Below are 16,303 nucleotides of genomic sequence, written 5' to 3'. Positions count from 1 at the left end.
CCCGATATGAACGAGCCAAAGAATTTGAGCATTTCCGGACGCATTGCGGCCCTGTTCCAAAGCGCACAAATCACCCCGCTGCTGGCGCTGGTGGCTTTGCTGTTGGGCATCTTTGCGGTGTTTGTGACGCCGCGTGAAGAAGAGCCCCAGATCAACGTGACCATGGCCAATGTGCTGGTGCCTTTCCCCGGCGCGGCCGTGCGAGATGTGGAGCAGATGGTGGCCATCCCGGCCGAGCAGGTCTTGTCCAAAATCGCGGGCGTTGAACACGTCATGTCGATGTCTCGCCCGGGCGTGGCGGTGCTGACGGTGCAGTTCAAGGTGGGCGTGCCGCGCACCGAAGCGCTGGTGCGCTTGCACGACACGATCCGCGACAACGCGGACTGGCTGCCCAAGGGCCTGGGCGTGATGGACCCACTGATCAAGCCCAAGGGGGTGGACGATGTGCCCATCGTGACCTTGACCTTGTTCAGCAAGAGCGAGGGCGCCAGTGCCTACAACTTGGAGCGCGTGGCGCACAGCATGGAGGCCGACCTCAAGCGCGTCAAAGGCACACAAGATGTGCAGACCTTGGGTGGCCCGGACCGTGCCGTGCTGGTGCAGATCGACCCACAGCGCATGTCCGGATTTGGCGTCACGGTGCAAGACCTGCGCATGGCATTGCAGTCGGCCAACATGGGTTTGCCTGTCGGCGAGTTGATCGCGGGCAACAAGAGCGTGAGCATCGAGGCCGGGCCATTCCTCTCGCAAGCCAGTGATGTGGCTGACCTCGTGGTGGCCGTGCAAGGCGGCCGTCCGGTGTTTTTGAAGGACGTGGCCAAAGTCGAAGAGGGCCCTTTGCCTGCCACGCGTTATGTGATGCACGGCTTGGGCAAAGAAGCCGGTGGGGGTGAGTACCCTGCTGTGACATTGACCATCACCAAAAAGGCCGGCGAAAACGCCATCGACGTGGCCAACGCCGTGATGGACCGCGTGGCGGCGCTGCGCGGCACGGTGATCCCGGCCGAGGTGGAAGTGGCCGAAACCCGCAATTACGGCGCCACGGCCAACGACAAGGCGCAAAAGCTGATTCAGAAACTGCTGTTTGCCACGGCAGCGGTGGTGGCGCTGGTGTTCATCGCACTGGGCAAGCGCGAAGCGGCGATTGTGGGCACGGCCGTGATCTTGACGCTCACGGTGACGCTGTTCGCCTCCTGGGCATGGGGCTTCACGCTCAACCGCGTGTCGCTGTTTGCGCTGATTTTTTCCATTGGCATTTTGGTGGACGATGCGATTGTGGTGGTGGAAAACATCCACCGCCACCAGCAGCTGTTTCCGGGCAAGACGCTGGCCGAGATCATTCCCGGTGCGGTCGACGAGGTCGGCGGCCCGACCATTTTGGCCACGATGACCGTGATCGCCGCGCTCTTGCCCATGGCCTTTGTGAGCGGTTTGATGGGCCCCTACATGAGCCCGATCCCGATCAATGCCAGCATGGGCATGTTGTTGTCGCTGGCCATCGCCTTTGTGGTCACGCCCTGGTTGGCCCGCATCTGGATGAAACCCTCGCATGCGGCAGATGCGCATGCCGCGCCCACGGGCTTGGCTGCGAAGTTGGGCCCCTTGTTTGAGCGGATGTTCGAGCCCTTGTTGCACAAGGAGCAGGGCGCGCGCAACCGCAAGCTGCTGGGTCTGGGTATTGCGGGTTTGATTGCCTTGTCTTTGGTGCTGCCTGCAACGGGTTTGGTGCTGCTCAAGATGCTGCCCTTCGACAACAAGTCGGAGTTTCAGGTGGTGGTCGACATGCCTGTTGGCACACCTGTGGAAGAAACCGCCGCTGTCATGCGCGAGCTGGGTGCCCATTTGGCGCAGCAGCCCGAGGTGACCGACTACCAAGCGTACGCAGGCACCTCGTCGCCGATCAATTTCAACGGCTTGGTGCGTCAGTACTACCTGCGCGCTGGCGGTGAGGTGGGCGACATGCAGGTCAAGCTGGTGGACAAGAGTCACCGCTCGGACAAAAGCCATGTGATCGCCACCCGTTTGCGCCCCGAGTTGCAGGCCATTGGCCAGCGCTTCGGTGCCAACGTCAAAGTGGTCGAGATGCCGCCTGGCCCGCCGGTGCTGGCGCCCATCGTGGCTGAGATTTATGGGCCTGACGCCGAAGGCCGCCGCCGCGTGGCCAAGGCCGTGCGGGCGATCTTTGAGAAGACCGACAACGTGGTGGATGTGGACGACAGCAGCATTGCCGCCGCACCGCGCAAGCTGCTGCTGGTGGACCGCCGCAAGGCCGCGGCCCAGGGCATTCCCCAGCAGGCGATCGTGACCACCTTGCGTGCTGGCCTGGCGGGAGAGGCCACCACCTATTTGCACGACGGCAGCAAGTACCCGGCTGCGGCTTTGATTCAGCTGCCCGCCGAGCGGCATGGCGATTTGTCGGCCTTGCTCCAACTCACCGTGCGTGGGGCTTCGGGCAAATTGGTGCCGATCCGCGAGCTGGTCACGGTGACCGACAGCGAGCGCGAGCAGCCCGTGATCCACAAGGACCTGTTGCCGGTGAACTTTGTGACCGCTGATATGGCGGGCAAGCTGGACAGTCCGCTGTATGGCATGTTCAAGATGCGCAGCGACATTCAGAAAATCCAGGCACCCGATGGTGCGGCCCTGAATGAGTACTTCATCAGCCAGCCGTCTGACGCTTGGCGCGGCTACGCCCTTAAGTGGGACGGCGAGTGGCAGATCACTTACGAGACCTTCCGCGACATGGGTGCGGCTTATGCGGTGGGCCTGGTGCTGATTTATTTGTTGGTGGTGGCGCAGTTTGGCTCGTACCTCACGCCGCTGATCATCATGGCCCCCATCCCGCTGACCATCATCGGCGTGATGCCTGGGCATGCGCTGCTGCAGTCGCAGTACACGGCCACCAGCATGATCGGCATGATCGCGCTGGCCGGCATCATCGTGCGCAACTCTATCTTGCTGGTGGACTTCATCAACCTGCAAGTCAAAGAGGGCATGCCCTTCAAGCAGGCCATCGTGCAGTCGGCCATCACCCGTGCCCAGCCCATCATGCTCACGGGCTGCGCGGCCATGCTGGGCGCCTTCTTCATCCTCGATGACCCGATCTTCAACGGTCTGGCCATCTCGCTGATCTTTGGCATCTTTGTCTCGACCATCTTGACCTTGGTCGTGATCCCCACGCTTTACTACACGGCTTACCGCCGCCAGTACGAAGCGGTCTGATTTTTAACTTGAAACTTTTGGAGAACTACTCATGAAATCCTGGCAAATCGTTCGCCTCGTCGCTGGCACCTTCATCCTCTTGTCTTTGGCCTTGGGCATCGAAGGCAGTCCCATTTTTGTCAGCCCTTGGTGGTTGGCATTCACCGCCTTTGTCGGTGCCAACTTGCTGCAAAGCGCGCTGACCAAGTGGTGCCTGATGGAATCCATCTTGCGCAAGTTGGGTGTGCAGTCAGGTTGCTGATTTCAAAACACACACCACGGAGTGTCCAGATGATTCCTCGCACCTTATGGGCTGGCGCTGTTTTGGCACTGTGCGCGAGCACAGCGAGTGCCACCGACTTGCTGCAAGTCTGGGATGCCGCGCAAAAGCATGATCCCCAGGGCACCATCAGCCAGGCCAGCCGTGCAGCAGGGTCGACCCGTCTCGATCAGGCCCATGCCCTGTGGCGCCCCACGGTGGGCTTGAGTGCCAGCGCGGGCTGGGCCGGTGCGCAAAGCCAGATGAACGGCGCGCAGTTTTCGATGCCTGGTTCAGCACCTGTCACGGGTGCGGGCTTTGGCACATCGGTCAACGGTGGCTCCGCCACGCGCTGGTCCTTGAGCGCCAGACAAGCGCTGTACAACCCCGAGCGTCGTGCCCAAAGCGCACAGCTGGACATCGCTGCGCAAGCCAGCGAGCACGAGTGGACGCTGGCGCAGCAAGACTGGATGCTCCAGACCACGCAGCGCTACTTTGATGTGGTGTTGGCCGAGCAGCGACTGGCCCTGATTGCTCGGCAGCAACAAGCCGTGGACAAAGCATTGACCGAAGCGAAGGACCGTTTCGCCATGGGCGACGCACCGGTCACCGACACGCACGAGGCCACTGCGCGCGCACAAGCCCTCAGTGCTCAGGCCATCGCGGCCAACAACGATCTGGCGATGGCACGCCAGGTGCTGGCAGATGTCACTGGCTTGTCAGCCGACGCACTGAAGCTGCAGGCGCCTGGGCGCCAAGGCTTGCCACTGGAACAAGGTGACTTGCGCACTTGGTTGCAAAAAGCAGAGCACAGCAGCCCCATGCTTGGCCTGCAACAGGCCCAGGCAGATGCAGCGCAGCAAGAGGTGCGCAAGCACAGCGCCATGGCTTCTCCCACTCTGGACATGGTGGCGCAAGCATCGCGCGACCGCATCAGTGGCACGGGCGATTTTGGTGTGGCCAGCAACACGCAAAGCCAGCAGATGGTGGGCCTGATGCTCAACGTGCCGCTGTACACCGGTGGCTGGCGCAGTGCCAAGCTGCAGGAGGCGACGCATCTGAAAGACAAAGCCCAAGCTGAATTGGCACGCGCCCGCATGCAGGTCAGCCAGATGACCCGTGCCACATGGCTGGCTGTGCAAAGTGGCCAAGCGCGCATTGCCGCGCTGCAAGCGGCCGATACGGCCAGTCAAGCGCGCTTGGATGCCACGGCCTTGGGGCGTCAGGTGGGCGATCGCACCACCATGGATTTGCTCAACGCACAAAACGACGCCAGCGCGGCTCAGCTGTCTTTGCTGCAGGCGCGCATCGAGGTGTTGGTCGGTCAACTGCGTTTGCACGCCATGGCCGGGCAGCTGGATTCTCAAAAACTTCAAGAAGTCAACGCAGCGCTGCATCCTTGAGCGATCGCGCATTTTTTCAACACCTTCACAGCAGAACATGACACAAGCATCCGTGACCCCTTTGATCATCGACGTTCGCTCGCCCGGCGAGTTTGCGACAGGCCATGTGCGCGGCTCGCTCAACATTCCACTTGACCGGTTTGCAGACGACATTGCGAAAACGGTGCCGGACAAATCGGCCCCAGTGATTTTGTGCTGTGCCTCGGGCGGTCGCTCGGGCATGGCTTGCAGCTTCATGCAGCAGATGGGTTACCAGCAGGTCAGCAATGGGGGCTCGGCGGGCGCTGTGTCCATGCAATGCGGCTTGCCCATTGATCGTCTGTGATTCAACCTTGAAAGGAAAATCGGTATGAGCACCTTTGACCACCCCACTTTGATCCAGAACATCAACCAATCTTTGGGCGGCTTGCGCAAAGCCCAGCCAGAAGCCATGCAGGGCTTTGGCCAGCTGGCTAAGGCGGCCATGACCGAAGGTGCGGTCAGCGAAAAGCACAAGGAATTGATCGCTTTGGCCATCGGCATCACCCAGCATTGCTCGGGCTGCATCGGCTTTCACGTGAAGGCTTTGCGCCGTTTGGCATGCACCCGTCAAGAGTTGGAAGAAATGCTCACGGTTTGCGTTTACATGGGCGGTGGCCCGGCCCTGATGTACACAGCAGAAGCCTTGGCGGCTTGGGATGCGTTTGCCCCCGCACAAGCTTGAAGTGGCTTTCTGCTGGCGCCTTGGCATTTCTCTGGATGCCAATGGGTCAGAGTGTGTGCGGCAGACCCGCCGTATCATGCGCTGACGATTGCCTCAACGATTGAACCTTCAACTTGATATGCCAGCGCTTGCAAGCCACTTCCATCGCAGAACCCTCTTGCTCCTGATGGCCAGTGGCTTGCTGTCTCAGCCTTTGCGGGCTCAAGCGCCCAGACAGGCCAGACTGATGGTCATTGGTGGCGCTGAAGACCGCTTGCAAGATCGGCTTATCTTGCGCAAATTTGTGGATTACTCTGGGGGCTCTGGAGCGCGCATTCGACTCATCACTGCGGCGAGCGCTGAGCCTGATGGTGTCTGGGACAGTTATCGGAAAGTCTTTCAGGAACTCGGTGTGGCCGATGTTCAGCGCTTGGCTCTGACCGATCAGGACAGTGCCCATGCGCCTGAGTTGCAGCAAGACATTTTGCAAGCCGACGGTATTTTCATCAGCGGCGGTGATCAGGGTAAATTGATGCAGGCGCTGTGGGAAACCCCGGCCTACACCAGCCTGCACGAGGCATTTCACGTGCGTGGTTGTTGCCTTGCGGGCACCAGTGCCGGTGCGGCGGTGATGTCACGGCACATGATCGCTCAGGGTGTTTCTGTCCTGAGACCGAGCAAGGATGCCACCGCAACCGATATGGGGCTTGGCTTCATCACACAAGCGGTGGTGGATCAGCACTTTTCCGAGAGACGGCGACTGGCCCGGTTGATGTCTACATTGGCACTGCGGCCGGACTTACTTGGGGTGGGTATTGATGAAGATACGGCTTTGGTGATTGAGCGCAACCAAGCCATTGAGGTGATTGGTCGAGGTTCGGTGACGATCGTAGATCCCACCCGCATGCGCTCCAATGTGGACGAGGTTGAGGCTGCAGAGCAAATAGAAATGCTGGGGGTCGAGTTGCACATGCTGCCTGCAGGCCGTCGTTACAGCATGGACACGGCAGATATTCCTGCGCATTGGCCTGGGCATTTGAAAAAAGTCCTCATGCGTTTGGCCATGCAGGGCCCCATTCGCGGTTGATTTTTCTATTGCCGGCGATGCTTGCTTGGAACAAAGCCCGTTAAGGCATCTTTTTTGGTGCCCCCGACAGGAATCGAACCTGTATCACTCCCTTAGGAGGGGAGAGTTCTATCCATTGAACTACGGTGGCAAGAGATGAATTTTACAGGGCCAATTTTCTTGGCTACAAACGGTGCAGGTCCTGTTGGTCGGATCAATCAAAAGTTTGCCGCTGCTGACGGTCAGGCGGCTTCACCGAGGACCGCGAACGTTGCCTGGAAGCTGGGATGAACGACTATTTGATGAAGCCCTTTGAATACAAGGACCTGATCGAGGTGTTGCAGCGCAATGTGCCTGGCTGGCGCGTCAAGGCTTGATCAGTCTTTGCGCACCGTGTAAATCAAATCGAGCGCGTTGTCTTGCCCCGTTTGAGCCCGCAGGGTCAATCGGCGCGAGAGATCGTAGAACACATAGAAGCTGCCAAAGGTGCCTTTGAGGCTTGTTTCGTAAACCAGATAAAAATCTTTGGACAGGCGCTTGCCCAGCGTGACGGCGGCGCCTGTGGCGCTGGCATCGCTGCGGCTGCCGTTGGCCAGCGAAATCTCGTCCAGGCCCAGGGCGCCAGCCATCTCGCCACTCATGGTTTTTCCATTGCTGCTGAACAGGGCCAGGGCCGCTTGTTGCAAGACGGCCGATTCTGCGCCGCCATTGGCGCCTGAGCGGCCCAAAACCAGCCAAGCCAGTTTGTCGGCATCGGGCAACTCTGGGTCGGAGTACAGGCGCACCTTGGGGTTCATGGCGCTGCCACTGATTTGCACCCCCACGCGTTGCGAGAGGTTGGGGCGGATGGCCAGGATGTCCAGCAAGGGGTTGTCGTAGGGGCCGTTGAAGCGCAACAAACCGGTTTCAATGTTCAGGTTTTGTCCATATGCTTTGTAACGACCGCCTTGGGTGCTGACTTCGCCGTTCAATCGAGGAATGCCTTTGGTGCTGGCGTTGCTGAGCAAATTCAGCTGGCCAGTCAGCCGAGTCGTCAGGCCATGACCTTGAACCTGAAAGTCCGGCCCCAGGTCCAGCGTGACTTGCACGTCGGGCGTGCCGATGATGGATGGTCCCTGTGTGGGGGTGTCTGTTGTGACGGCGGCTCTGGCGGACCTGCTGCCGGTCACGACCACGTCGTTGCCCAATGTGGGGGTGCTGTCTTCGGCCAGGATGAACAGGCCTTGATTGGCCTGGATTTGGCCGCGCAATTGCAGCTGACCTTTGTGCATTTGGGCTTTGACCTGGCCGGAAATGGCCAAGCGCCGGTCGGCGCGGTTGCTCACGCGCAGCGCTTTGGCTTGCATGTTCAAGACCATGTTCACTTGGCCCAGTGGTGATGCGTTGGCCGATCCTGCAGGCGATGGCAGCCAGGTCAGATGGCCTTGGGTTTGGAGTTCGCCGCCCTGGGCCCCCGCACCGCGCAGGCTCAATTGCTCCAGGTCCACCTGTTGGCCGTGCACGCGTGCGCGCAATTGGCCTTGGCTGAATTCGATGCCTTGCACAGCCGATCGCACCGCCAGGTTGTCCGCCTGTATATGCCCTTGCCACTGTGGGTCTTGGCGGGTGCCTGTGAGCTCGAGTTGGGCGTCCAGACTGCCCTGCACGCGCCAACCGGGCGGCGCCAGCAATGACCAGGCGCCTACGCGCGGCAGTTGTGCCTTCAGTCCACCCGATATGGGGGCTTGCGCGGGCCAATGCCAGCCCTGTGCGTCATGGCTCAGACGGGTTTGTGCTTGTGCTTGCAGTTGCCCCATTTGCTCGCTGTTCCAGTTCAGTCGCAGTTGCACGTTTTCGTTGTCGATGTCCAGTGCCATGCTCGCTTCGCGCAGCCCGGAGTTGATCCGTTGCCCAGACGCGTTGTCGGCGATGATGCGCAAGTCGCCCCGGCTGCGCTCAAGGCGTGCGCGCAGCTGCAATCCCTCCGCTTGTTCCAGCCTCAAGTGGCCTTTGAGCACCAGGTCACTTTGGACTTCGGCGCCCAGTCCGACAGGCAGCCAGCCAAGGGGCAGCTCATCGATTCGAGCGGTCAACTGGCTCGCGGGTGTGCTGCGTGCTGCGCTGCTGGGGTGGGCTGCCTGTGTGCGTGTGTGCCATTGCCCGGCATCCCAATGCAGCATGGCCTGGCTTGTGGTGGGCCCCTGAACGGCGATGCGTCCCGCTTGCCATTGGGCTGCCGCGAGATGGTCTGTAGAAGACCATTGCCAGCCGACGGCCTCTTGCAGCTGAGCTTTCCAGGGCACAGTGCTTTGGGGGGATGACATCTGCGCTGTTGCACTCTGGATTTGGCCATGCCATGAGCCGCCCCACAGCGCAGTGCTGGTGGCGCTGGCCTTTGATTGGATGAGCAGCGATTGACCGGCGCCGTGCCAGCGGGTTTCCATGTCGGCCTGCAGGGCCTGCAACCGGCCTTGCACAGAGACTTGGCCCTGTTGAAGTTGCCAGCCATCGGTACTCTGACTTTGTGCGGCCCAGCGTGGCAGCGTCATGCGCAGTTGGACGGTGGTATCCGCTTGGCGGTAACCACCTTGCCATTGCGCATTCAATTGCACAGGCCCGGAGACTTGCCCGCCTTGCAGCCGCTCAGCCCAGCCCTGCCAGCGCTTGAGCCAGGCCATGCTGAGCGCTGCATCGCTCATGGCGATGTCGATGTGTCCCTGGCCTTGCTGGGGGGCCAACAAGCCTTTGGCCTGGGCTTTCATGCCGGGCAGTTGCCACTCGACCTGGCCCTGGGCTGAGGCTGTTTGGGGTTGGTACGTGAATTGCGCTTGAAGCTTGGCGTCGGCGGCCTGAATTTCAAGCGCTTCGATCTGCCAAAGCGCCGCTTGCCATTGGCCTTGCAGGTGCAGCTTGTCCCAGCGCAGACCGTTTGTGTTTTTGCCCAGCGGGCTTTCGCCGGTCAGCGCTGCCTGGATGGCCACGGTGCGGGCGTCTACCGCTTGCGCCTGGATGTGACCGTTCAGTGGGTTGGCCGCCCAAGCGGTATGCATTTGCTCGGGATGAAGTCCCGCGAGGCGAACCTGCCCTGTCCAGCCTGCGCTGGTTTGCACGCCTTCGCCTTGCACGTGCCCGCCGGCCACCTTGGCCTGCAGCTGCGTCACTTGCCACAAGCCATTGGCCTGGCGTTGCAGACGGCTTGTCAGTTGGCTCAAGGGCAGGGCGTTGCGGTCCCAGGGGCCTGGGCTGAGGTTGTTCAGCTGGGCTTGGATTTGCCAGCCTTGACCTTCGGGGGTGATGGACGCTTGGCCCGTCAGGCTCGTTTGCGGGGCACCGGGCCACAGGGCGGCCAGATTCAGGTGCTGTCCCTCTGCTTGGGCTTGTGTGATGGTTTGCGCTTGCCAGGGGCGGATTTGCGCATCCAGCTTCAACTGCATGGTTCGGCTGGGCGAGACGGGTATGAGCGGCTGCAGTTGCGCTTGCAGTGCCAGGGCCGCTTGCGGTCCGGCCAGCGTACCGGCCAGTGAGGCTTGTGCCTGCAGCGCCAAGGGCTTGCTGTTGCTTGTGGCGTTGGCCTGAACTTGCCCTTGCACACTGACCTGAAGTGCCATGGGTGATGCCGCTTGCAATTGGGCTTGCAAGCTGTAGCGGCCTTGTGCCACCTCGAAGGGCTGCATCTCCAGTCGGTGATCAAGGCCGTCGTAACGGTAGAGGCCTTTCAGCGCCCGCACTTCGAAAGCGGGCGGTCCAAGCCATTGGAGACGGTCTATTTGCCAAGGCAGGTCGACGCGCACAGGCCAGGCCCATGTCGTTGGGGCTAGGGGTTCGCTGGCGGGGGTCTGGTCGTCAATTTTCAGGTGCGCCATGCTCAATTGGCTGACAGGCGCCATGCCGCGCAACAGGCGTGACCAGTCCAGGGTGATGGATGTGTTGTGAGCCTGTATTTGCAGCGCGCCTTGTTGCCACTGCCACAGGCCCAGTTGACCGCCGTGCCGCAGGCTGCCTTCGACCTGCGCGGTCTGCAGGCTTTGTCCTGCGGGCAAGCAATGGCCTGTCAGGCGCAGCACGCTGGCCAATGAGCCTGGTGTGCCGGCCCACCACCACAAAGCGCTCACTGCGGTGACCGCACCAAGCAGCAACAGACCCAGGCGGCGCAATCCAGTGCGGGGCGGTGGGGTGCTTTCAGTGGGCGTGGTTGAGTGCATCAAAAAATGAAACCCACGCTCAGATGGAGACGCAATTTTTGAACGGCTTGGCCGTAAGCCAAATCCACACGCAAAGGACCAATGGGGCTGCGCCAGCGGGCCCCCACGCCGTAGCCGACCACGGCTTGGCGTTGGTGCATGTCATTGGACACTGCGCCCGCATCGGCAAACACGGCACTTTCCCAATCGGTCGCTTGCTGGTTCCACCGGATGGGGCGTTGCCATTCCACACTGCCCGTGGCCATGTAACGGCCAGGGGCGATGGCGCCATTGCTTTGCGCCACACCGATGCTGGACGGGGCGTAGCCGCGCACACTGTTGTCACCACCGGCCAAAAACAGCTGGGTGGAAGGCAGGCCAGAGGTGTCACGACTGAGCACGCTGCCCGCTTCAGCGCGCACGGCCAGGCGGCCTGATGTGCGCCCCAGGGGTTGCAGCCAAAGCGCCCGAGCCAGCCACCTTGTGAAGGGCTCACGCTGCGATCCCAAGCTGGTGCCCGAGCCCAGCTCGAGGCTGCCACCCAAGCCCTGGGTCGGGAAAGGCAGGCTGTCAAAGCGCCGCCAGGTCCAGGCGTAGTTGGCGCTGACCGACTCACGCTGACCGAGCAGCGAGCCTGTGCTGCTGGAGGCGTCGTATTGCGCGTAGTACGAGCGATCGGTTCGCTCTTCACGCTGGGTCCGGCCAAAGCGCCAGCGCTGGCTGTTCACGTCGTAGCCTGTGAATTGCTGGTGATCCAATTGGGCAGCGCCGTGCCAGCGCCACAGGGCGGCATCGGGCGGCGCCAGCAGGTCCAGGCTCCAGCTTTGCAAAATTTTGTCCACTGAGAGCTTCGTGACGCCGCGCCAGCCCAAGCCGGGCAGACGGTTTTGGGTGTATTCCGCCGTCAGGCGTGGGCCGCTGTCGCTGCGCACGCCCAAGCCCATGACCCATTTTTGCCGCAGTGTTTCTTTCAGTTCCACCTTGACCGGGACAGCGTCCACGGCCCCTTCCGGGTCGAGTGAGACGAACACCGCATCGTAAAAACCGCTGGCCACCAAGCGCTGCTGGGCCATCAACAGATCGTGTTGCTTGTAAACGGCCCCGGGCGTCAGATGCGCCAGGCGTTCCACCAGCTCGGTGCTGTAGCGCTCAGCGCCGGTGATGAGCAGCGGTCCGATCGTCACCTGAGGGCCGGAATCGATCGTGATCGACAGACGGACCTGGTTGGTTGTGGCGTCCACATCGGCCAGGCTATGGCTGATCTGCGCTTGCGGGTAGCGTTCGGATTGAACTTGACGCAGCGCCGTGGATTTGGCTTGACTCCACTGGCTTTGACTGAAGTCCTGGCCAGACGGCAAGGCCCAGTAGGCGACCACTTGCTCACGCTGCGCTGCAGCTTCATGGCGTTGGGCAATGTCGCCTTGCCATGCGATCTGGACTTGGCTGATGCGGGCCACAGGACCGACGTCGATGTCCAGTGTCACGCTGCGCCGGTGGTTGGCTGAGGCGGCGGCGTCCAGTTGCCAATGCAATTGGGGGTTGAAGTAGCCTTGCGTGGCCAGGAGTTCGCGGGCTTGCGCATCGGCATCGCGCATCAGTTGTGACATTTCCTGGTCATCCAAATCCGTCAGGCTCTGGTAGCGTGTCAAGGCCAAGTGCTGCGACATCCAGGGCGCGATGTCCTTTTGGTTGGACGATATGGTCAGCTCGAACGCCAGGGGTTCGCTCGCATGGGCCGTCACCTGCATGCACCACAGCGTGCATGCCAGCAACAAAGCGGTGAGGCCAGAGCGCCGACTCACTTGCTCAGCAAACGCATGGCGTCTTCCAGCCCCTTGAGGGTAAGAGGGAACATGCGTTGGCTCATCAGTTGCTGAATGATGGAGATGCTTTGGCGGTACTGCCACACGCCTTGCGGTTCAGGGTTGATCCAGGCGAACTTCGGGAAGGCGTGCGTCAAGCGCTGCAGCCATTCGGCACCGGCTTCCTCGTTGTTGTATTCCACGCTGCCGCCTTTTTGCAAGATCTCATAGGGGCTCATGGTCGCGTCGCCAATGAAAATCAGCTTGTAGTCCTTGTTGTACTTGCGCAGGATGTCGTAAGTGGCAAATTTCTCGGCGTATCGGCGCTTGTTGTTCTTCCACATGAAGTCGTAGACGCAGTTGTGGAAGTAATAAAAGTCCAGGTGTTTGAACTCGGCCTTGACGGCCGAGAACATTTCTTCCACCCGCGCAATGTGGTCGTCCATGGTGCCGCCCACGTCCATGAGCAGCAGCACCTTGACGTTGTTGTGGCGCTCCGGGCGCATCAGGATGTCCAGGTAACCGGCGTTTGCGGCGGTCTTGCGGATGGTGCCATCCAGGTCCAGTTCGTCGTGCGAGCCTTCGCGGGCAAAGCGGCGCAGGCGGCGCAGCGCCACCTTGATGTTGCGGGTGCCCAGTTCCTGCTGGTCGTCGTAGTCTTTGTAGGCGCGCTGCTCCCAGACCTTGACGGCACTGCGGTTGCCGCCTTTGCCACCAATGCGGATACCTTGCGGGTTGTGACCGCCATTGCCAAAGGGGGAGGTGCCGCCGGTGCCAATCCACTTGTTGCCGCCTTCGTGGCGCTCTTTTTGTTCTTCGAGGCGTTTTTTCAGCGTCTCCATCAACTCGTCCCAGCCCATTTTCTCGATGGCGGCTTTTTGCTCGGGCGTGAGTTCATTTTTCAGAATCTGCTCCAGCCAGTCGAGGGGCACTTCCTTGGTGAAATCGGTCAGCATCTCCACGCCCTTGAAGTAGGCGCCAAAGGCTTTGTCGAACTTGTCGAAATGCTTTTCGTCCTTGACCAGCACCGTGCGGCTCAGGTGGTAGAAATCATCGATGCTGCAAGCGTCCGATGCCGGACCGACCACATTGGCTTGCAGGGCCTCGAGCAAGGTGAGGAATTCACGCACCGACACCGGAACTTTGGCGGCACGCAGGGTGTAGAAAAAATCGATCAGCATGGCTGTGTGTCCTTGATGCTGGTGCGGCTCAATAAATGGCCCAGATGCGTTTTGACGGTGGGCCACTCGCTGGCGATGATGCTGTACACACAGGTATCGCGCAGTGTGCCGGCAGACAAAGGGTGCGGGTTGATTTGGTGGCTGCGCAGCACGCCGTCGAGCTTGGCGCCCAGGCGCTCAATGGCGCGGCGGCTTTGCTGGTTGAAAAAATGGGTGCGAAACTCCACCGCAATGCAGTTCAGCTGCTCAAACGCGTGGGCCAGTAAAAGGCGTTTGGCCTCGGTGTTGAGTGCGCTGCGCTGCACGCTCTGGCGGTACCAGGTGGAGCCGATTTCCACGCGGCGGTTGGCCGCGTCGATGTTCATGTAAGTGCTCATGCCCACGGCCTGGCCAGTGCGCAGGTCGATCACCGCAAACGGGCACATGCTGCCTTGGGCCTGCAGGTTCAGGCGCCGCTGGATCTCAGTCGCCATGCCTTCGGGCGTGGGAATAGCCGTGTACCAGAGCTGCCAGAGTTGGCCGTCGCGCACCGCTGTCACCAGTCCGTCATGGTGCGCGGCCGTCAAGGGCTCCAGGCGCACGCATTGGCCAGTCAAGGTGACGGGTGGCGCAAAGACGTTCATGACGGGGTGTCGTTTTTCTTTTGCTTGGCCCGCCAAAAGCGCGCCAGGTGCAGACCGCCGCCACCGCCCAGACCGACCAGCAGGATGGCGCCGATGCTGGCGTTGTTGTAACCAGCGCTGAAGATGTCCCAGTCCAACAGTTTGCCGATCCAGTAACCGGCCATCGCGCCGCCGACAAAACCGACAGCGTCGGACAGACCTTCCATGAGCAATTTTTGTGCTGACATGGCCTGTCTTTCAGCGGTTGCGCTGGTTCATGAAGACCAGTTTTTCAAACAAGGTCACGTCTTGCTCGTTCTTGAGCAGCGCGCCCACCAGCGGCGGCACCGACACTTTCTGGTCAGCGCTTTGCAGGGCTTCGAGCGGGATGTCTTCGGCCACCAAGAGCTTCAGCCAATCGAGCAATTCGCTGGTGGAGGGCTTTTTCTTCAAGCCGGGCAAGTTGCGCACGTCGTAAAAGGTCTTGAGCGCCAGGGCCAGCAGGTCTTTTTTGAGCGTGGGAAAGTGCACATCCACGATCTGCTTCATGGTGTCCGCTTCGGGGAACTTGATGTAGTGGAAAAAGCAGCGGCGCAAGAAGGCGTCGGGCAGTTCTTTTTCGTTGTTCGACGTGATGAACACCAGTGGGCGGGTCTTGGCCTTGATCAGCTGGCGCGTCTCGTAGCAATAAAACTCCATGCGGTCGATCTCGCGCAGCAAGTCGTTCGGGAATTCGATGTCGGCCTTGTCGATCTCGTCGATCAGGATGGCGACCGGTGTTTCCGAGGTGAACGCTTGCCAGAGCACGCCCTTGACGATGTAGTTCTCGATGTCCTTGACTTTTTCGTCGCCCAGCTGGCTGTCACGCAGGCGGCTCACGGCGTCGTATTCGTACAGGCCCTGCTGGGCTTTGGTGGTCGATTTGATGTGCCACTGCAGCAGCGGCAGGTTCAGGGCCTGCGAAACCTCCTCGGCCAGCATGGTTTTGCCGGTGCCGGGCTCACCCTTGACCAACAACGGGCGCTTGAGGGTGATGGCGGCGTTGACGGCCAGCATCAGGTCCTGGGTGGCGACGTAATTTTCGGTACCTTGAAATTTCATGATGGGGTCTCGTGGGCTACAGGAAAAAACTTGTCAGGATTATGAGGGCCAGCCCGATATAATCCGCATTTGATTTTTATCAATCATTTGGATTGTCTAAGCAAAATGAACAAGCTGTTGTCCTCGATGTTTGCCCTGGCTGTCGCCTCTGTGACCGCCATCTCCGCCCAAGCTCAAGAAGTGAAGGGCGATGCCAAAGCCGCTGAGCAAAAGATCGCCATGTGCATCGGCTGCCACGGTATCAAAGGCTACCAGGCCAGCTTTCCAGAGGTCTATCGCGTGCCGATGATTTCTGGCCAGAACGCCAAATACATCGCTGCCGCTCTCAATGCCTACAAAAAAGGCGAGCGCAAGCACCCCACCATGCGCGGCATTGCCGACAGCCTGAGCGATCAGGACATCGCCGATGTGTCGGCCTATTACGAGCAGCACGGCAAGACCGACGCTGTGGCCAAAGCTGCAGCGGCGCCTGACGCCAAAGTCGCGGCCTTGTTGCAAAAAGGCGCCTGCGTGTCTTGCCATGGTGACAACTTCTCCAAGCCTGTGGACCCCAGCTACCCCAAGATCGCTGGCCAGCACAAAGATTTCCTGTTTGTGGCGCTCAAGTCCTACAAAGTCGAAAACCAAGCCACCTGGGGCCGCAGCAACGGCGTGATGGGCGGTATTGCCAAGCAATTCTCCAACGCCGAACTCAAGGCCCTGTCGGCTTATGTGGGTTCATTGGATGGCGACTTGAAGACAGTTCCTCAATCCAAATTCCGCTGACCCTCGGGTTGGCAGACAGCAAAAAGCCCGCGTAAGCGGGCTTTTTGCATGGGGCCTTCAGTCAAGCTGAGGTCTGAAGTT

The 16,303-nt window shown here is 60.6% G+C and carries 13 protein-coding genes and 1 tRNA gene; 7 read left to right on the top strand and 7 right to left on the bottom strand.

Going from position 1 to position 16,303, the window contains the following annotated elements; translation table 11 throughout:
- The first annotated feature begins 6 nt into the window (after positions 1 to 6).
- The 6 genes from B9Z43_RS07890 (at position 7) to B9Z43_RS07865 (ending at position 6,632) form a co-directional block, all read left to right on the top strand.
- Positions 7 to 3,222, top strand: coding sequence for an efflux RND transporter permease subunit (locus B9Z43_RS07890; protein WP_108324298.1), 3,216 nt, complete (start codon positions 7 to 9; stop codon positions 3,220 to 3,222).
- 31 nt (positions 3,223 to 3,253) lie between these two features.
- Positions 3,254 to 3,463: a DUF2892 domain-containing protein gene (locus tag B9Z43_RS07885; RefSeq protein ID WP_108324297.1), complete on the top strand. Its 210-nt coding sequence runs from the start codon at positions 3,254 to 3,256 to the stop codon at positions 3,461 to 3,463.
- 29 nt (positions 3,464 to 3,492) lie between these two features.
- Positions 3,493 to 4,863 carry a TolC family outer membrane protein gene (locus B9Z43_RS07880; RefSeq protein WP_108324296.1) on the top strand — a complete coding sequence of 457 codons (1,371 nt, stop codon included), beginning with the start codon at positions 3,493 to 3,495 and terminating at the stop codon, positions 4,861 to 4,863.
- A 37-nt stretch (positions 4,864 to 4,900) separates the two neighbouring features.
- Positions 4,901 to 5,188 (top strand): rhodanese-like domain-containing protein, encoded by a 288-nt coding sequence (locus tag B9Z43_RS07875; protein WP_108324295.1) that lies wholly within the window; start codon positions 4,901 to 4,903, stop codon positions 5,186 to 5,188.
- 24 nt (positions 5,189 to 5,212) lie between these two features.
- Positions 5,213 to 5,566, top strand: coding sequence for a carboxymuconolactone decarboxylase family protein (locus B9Z43_RS07870; protein WP_108324294.1), 354 nt, complete (start codon positions 5,213 to 5,215; stop codon positions 5,564 to 5,566).
- A gap of 118 nt (positions 5,567 to 5,684) precedes the next feature.
- Positions 5,685 to 6,632: a cyanophycinase gene (locus tag B9Z43_RS07865; RefSeq protein ID WP_108324293.1), complete on the top strand. Its 948-nt coding sequence runs from the start codon at positions 5,685 to 5,687 to the stop codon at positions 6,630 to 6,632.
- 55 nt (positions 6,633 to 6,687) lie between these two features.
- Here B9Z43_RS07865 and B9Z43_RS07860 read toward each other — a convergent pair.
- From B9Z43_RS07860 to B9Z43_RS07825, 7 genes are all read right to left on the bottom strand, one after another.
- A tRNA-Arg gene (locus tag B9Z43_RS07860) sits at positions 6,688 to 6,762 on the bottom strand.
- A gap of 226 nt (positions 6,763 to 6,988) precedes the next feature.
- Positions 6,989 to 10,792, bottom strand: a complete 3,804-nt coding sequence (locus B9Z43_RS07850) for a translocation/assembly module TamB domain-containing protein (RefSeq protein WP_108324291.1) — start codon at positions 10,790 to 10,792, stop codon at positions 6,989 to 6,991.
- A complete protein-coding gene (locus B9Z43_RS07845) occupies positions 10,792 to 12,573 on the bottom strand; it encodes an autotransporter assembly complex family protein (RefSeq protein ID WP_146183883.1) in 1,782 nt (593 codons plus the stop codon). The genes B9Z43_RS07850 and B9Z43_RS07845 overlap by 1 nt, the downstream gene beginning before the upstream one ends.
- On the bottom strand, positions 12,570 to 13,754 hold the full coding sequence (locus tag B9Z43_RS07840; RefSeq protein WP_108324289.1) for a VWA domain-containing protein: 1,185 nt from the start codon (positions 13,752 to 13,754) through the stop codon (positions 12,570 to 12,572). The genes B9Z43_RS07845 and B9Z43_RS07840 overlap by 4 nt, the downstream gene beginning before the upstream one ends.
- A complete protein-coding gene (locus B9Z43_RS07835; RefSeq protein ID WP_108324288.1) occupies positions 13,748 to 14,377 on the bottom strand; it encodes a GNAT family N-acetyltransferase in 630 nt (209 codons plus the stop codon). Before B9Z43_RS07835 ends, B9Z43_RS07840 begins: the two co-directional genes overlap by 7 nt.
- The gene (locus tag B9Z43_RS07830; RefSeq protein ID WP_108324287.1) at positions 14,374 to 14,604 is read right to left on the bottom strand and encodes a hypothetical protein; all 231 of its coding nucleotides are present in this window, start codon (positions 14,602 to 14,604) and stop codon (positions 14,374 to 14,376) included. The genes B9Z43_RS07835 and B9Z43_RS07830 overlap by 4 nt, the downstream gene beginning before the upstream one ends.
- Before the next feature lie 10 nt (positions 14,605 to 14,614).
- Complete coding sequence (locus B9Z43_RS07825) at positions 14,615 to 15,457, bottom strand: MoxR family ATPase (RefSeq protein ID WP_108324286.1); 843 nt, start codon at positions 15,455 to 15,457, stop codon at positions 14,615 to 14,617.
- Between the two features lie 105 nt (positions 15,458 to 15,562).
- Here B9Z43_RS07825 and B9Z43_RS07820 point away from each other — a divergent pair, with 105 nt between their 5' ends.
- Positions 15,563 to 16,222 carry a cytochrome c gene (locus tag B9Z43_RS07820; RefSeq protein WP_108324285.1) on the top strand — a complete coding sequence of 220 codons (660 nt, stop codon included), beginning with the start codon at positions 15,563 to 15,565 and terminating at the stop codon, positions 16,220 to 16,222.
- The last annotated feature ends 81 nt before the right edge of the window (positions 16,223 to 16,303 follow it).

Origin of the sequence: Limnohabitans sp. MMS-10A-192 (assembly GCF_003063335.1) — a bacterium.
In the GTDB taxonomy this organism is placed as follows: domain Bacteria; phylum Pseudomonadota; class Gammaproteobacteria; order Burkholderiales; family Burkholderiaceae_C; genus Limnohabitans_A.
This window is presented reverse-complemented; position numbering and strand designations above follow the sequence as displayed.

Coding starts and splice junctions, on each gene's coding strand:
- B9Z43_RS07865 (WP_108324293.1), top strand. CDS start 5,685: ATGCCAGCGCTTGCAAGCCACTTCCATCGCAGAACCCTCTTGCTCCTG.
- B9Z43_RS07870 (WP_108324294.1), top strand. CDS start 5,213: ATGAGCACCTTTGACCACCCCACTTTGATCCAGAACATCAACCAATCT.
- B9Z43_RS07830 (WP_108324287.1), bottom strand. CDS start 14,604: ATGTCAGCACAAAAATTGCTCATGGAAGGTCTGTCCGACGCTGTCGGT.
- B9Z43_RS07885 (WP_108324297.1), top strand. CDS start 3,254: ATGAAATCCTGGCAAATCGTTCGCCTCGTCGCTGGCACCTTCATCCTC.
- B9Z43_RS07875 (WP_108324295.1), top strand. CDS start 4,901: ATGACACAAGCATCCGTGACCCCTTTGATCATCGACGTTCGCTCGCCC.
- B9Z43_RS07880 (WP_108324296.1), top strand. CDS start 3,493: ATGATTCCTCGCACCTTATGGGCTGGCGCTGTTTTGGCACTGTGCGCG.
- B9Z43_RS07825 (WP_108324286.1), bottom strand. CDS start 15,457: ATGAAATTTCAAGGTACCGAAAATTACGTCGCCACCCAGGACCTGATG.
- B9Z43_RS07820 (WP_108324285.1), top strand. CDS start 15,563: ATGAACAAGCTGTTGTCCTCGATGTTTGCCCTGGCTGTCGCCTCTGTG.
- B9Z43_RS07890 (WP_108324298.1), top strand. CDS start 7: ATGAACGAGCCAAAGAATTTGAGCATTTCCGGACGCATTGCGGCCCTG.
- B9Z43_RS07835 (WP_108324288.1), bottom strand. CDS start 14,377: ATGAACGTCTTTGCGCCACCCGTCACCTTGACTGGCCAATGCGTGCGC.
- B9Z43_RS07840 (WP_108324289.1), bottom strand. CDS start 13,754: ATGCTGATCGATTTTTTCTACACCCTGCGTGCCGCCAAAGTTCCGGTG.
- B9Z43_RS07850 (WP_108324291.1), bottom strand. CDS start 10,792: ATGCACTCAACCACGCCCACTGAAAGCACCCCACCGCCCCGCACTGGA.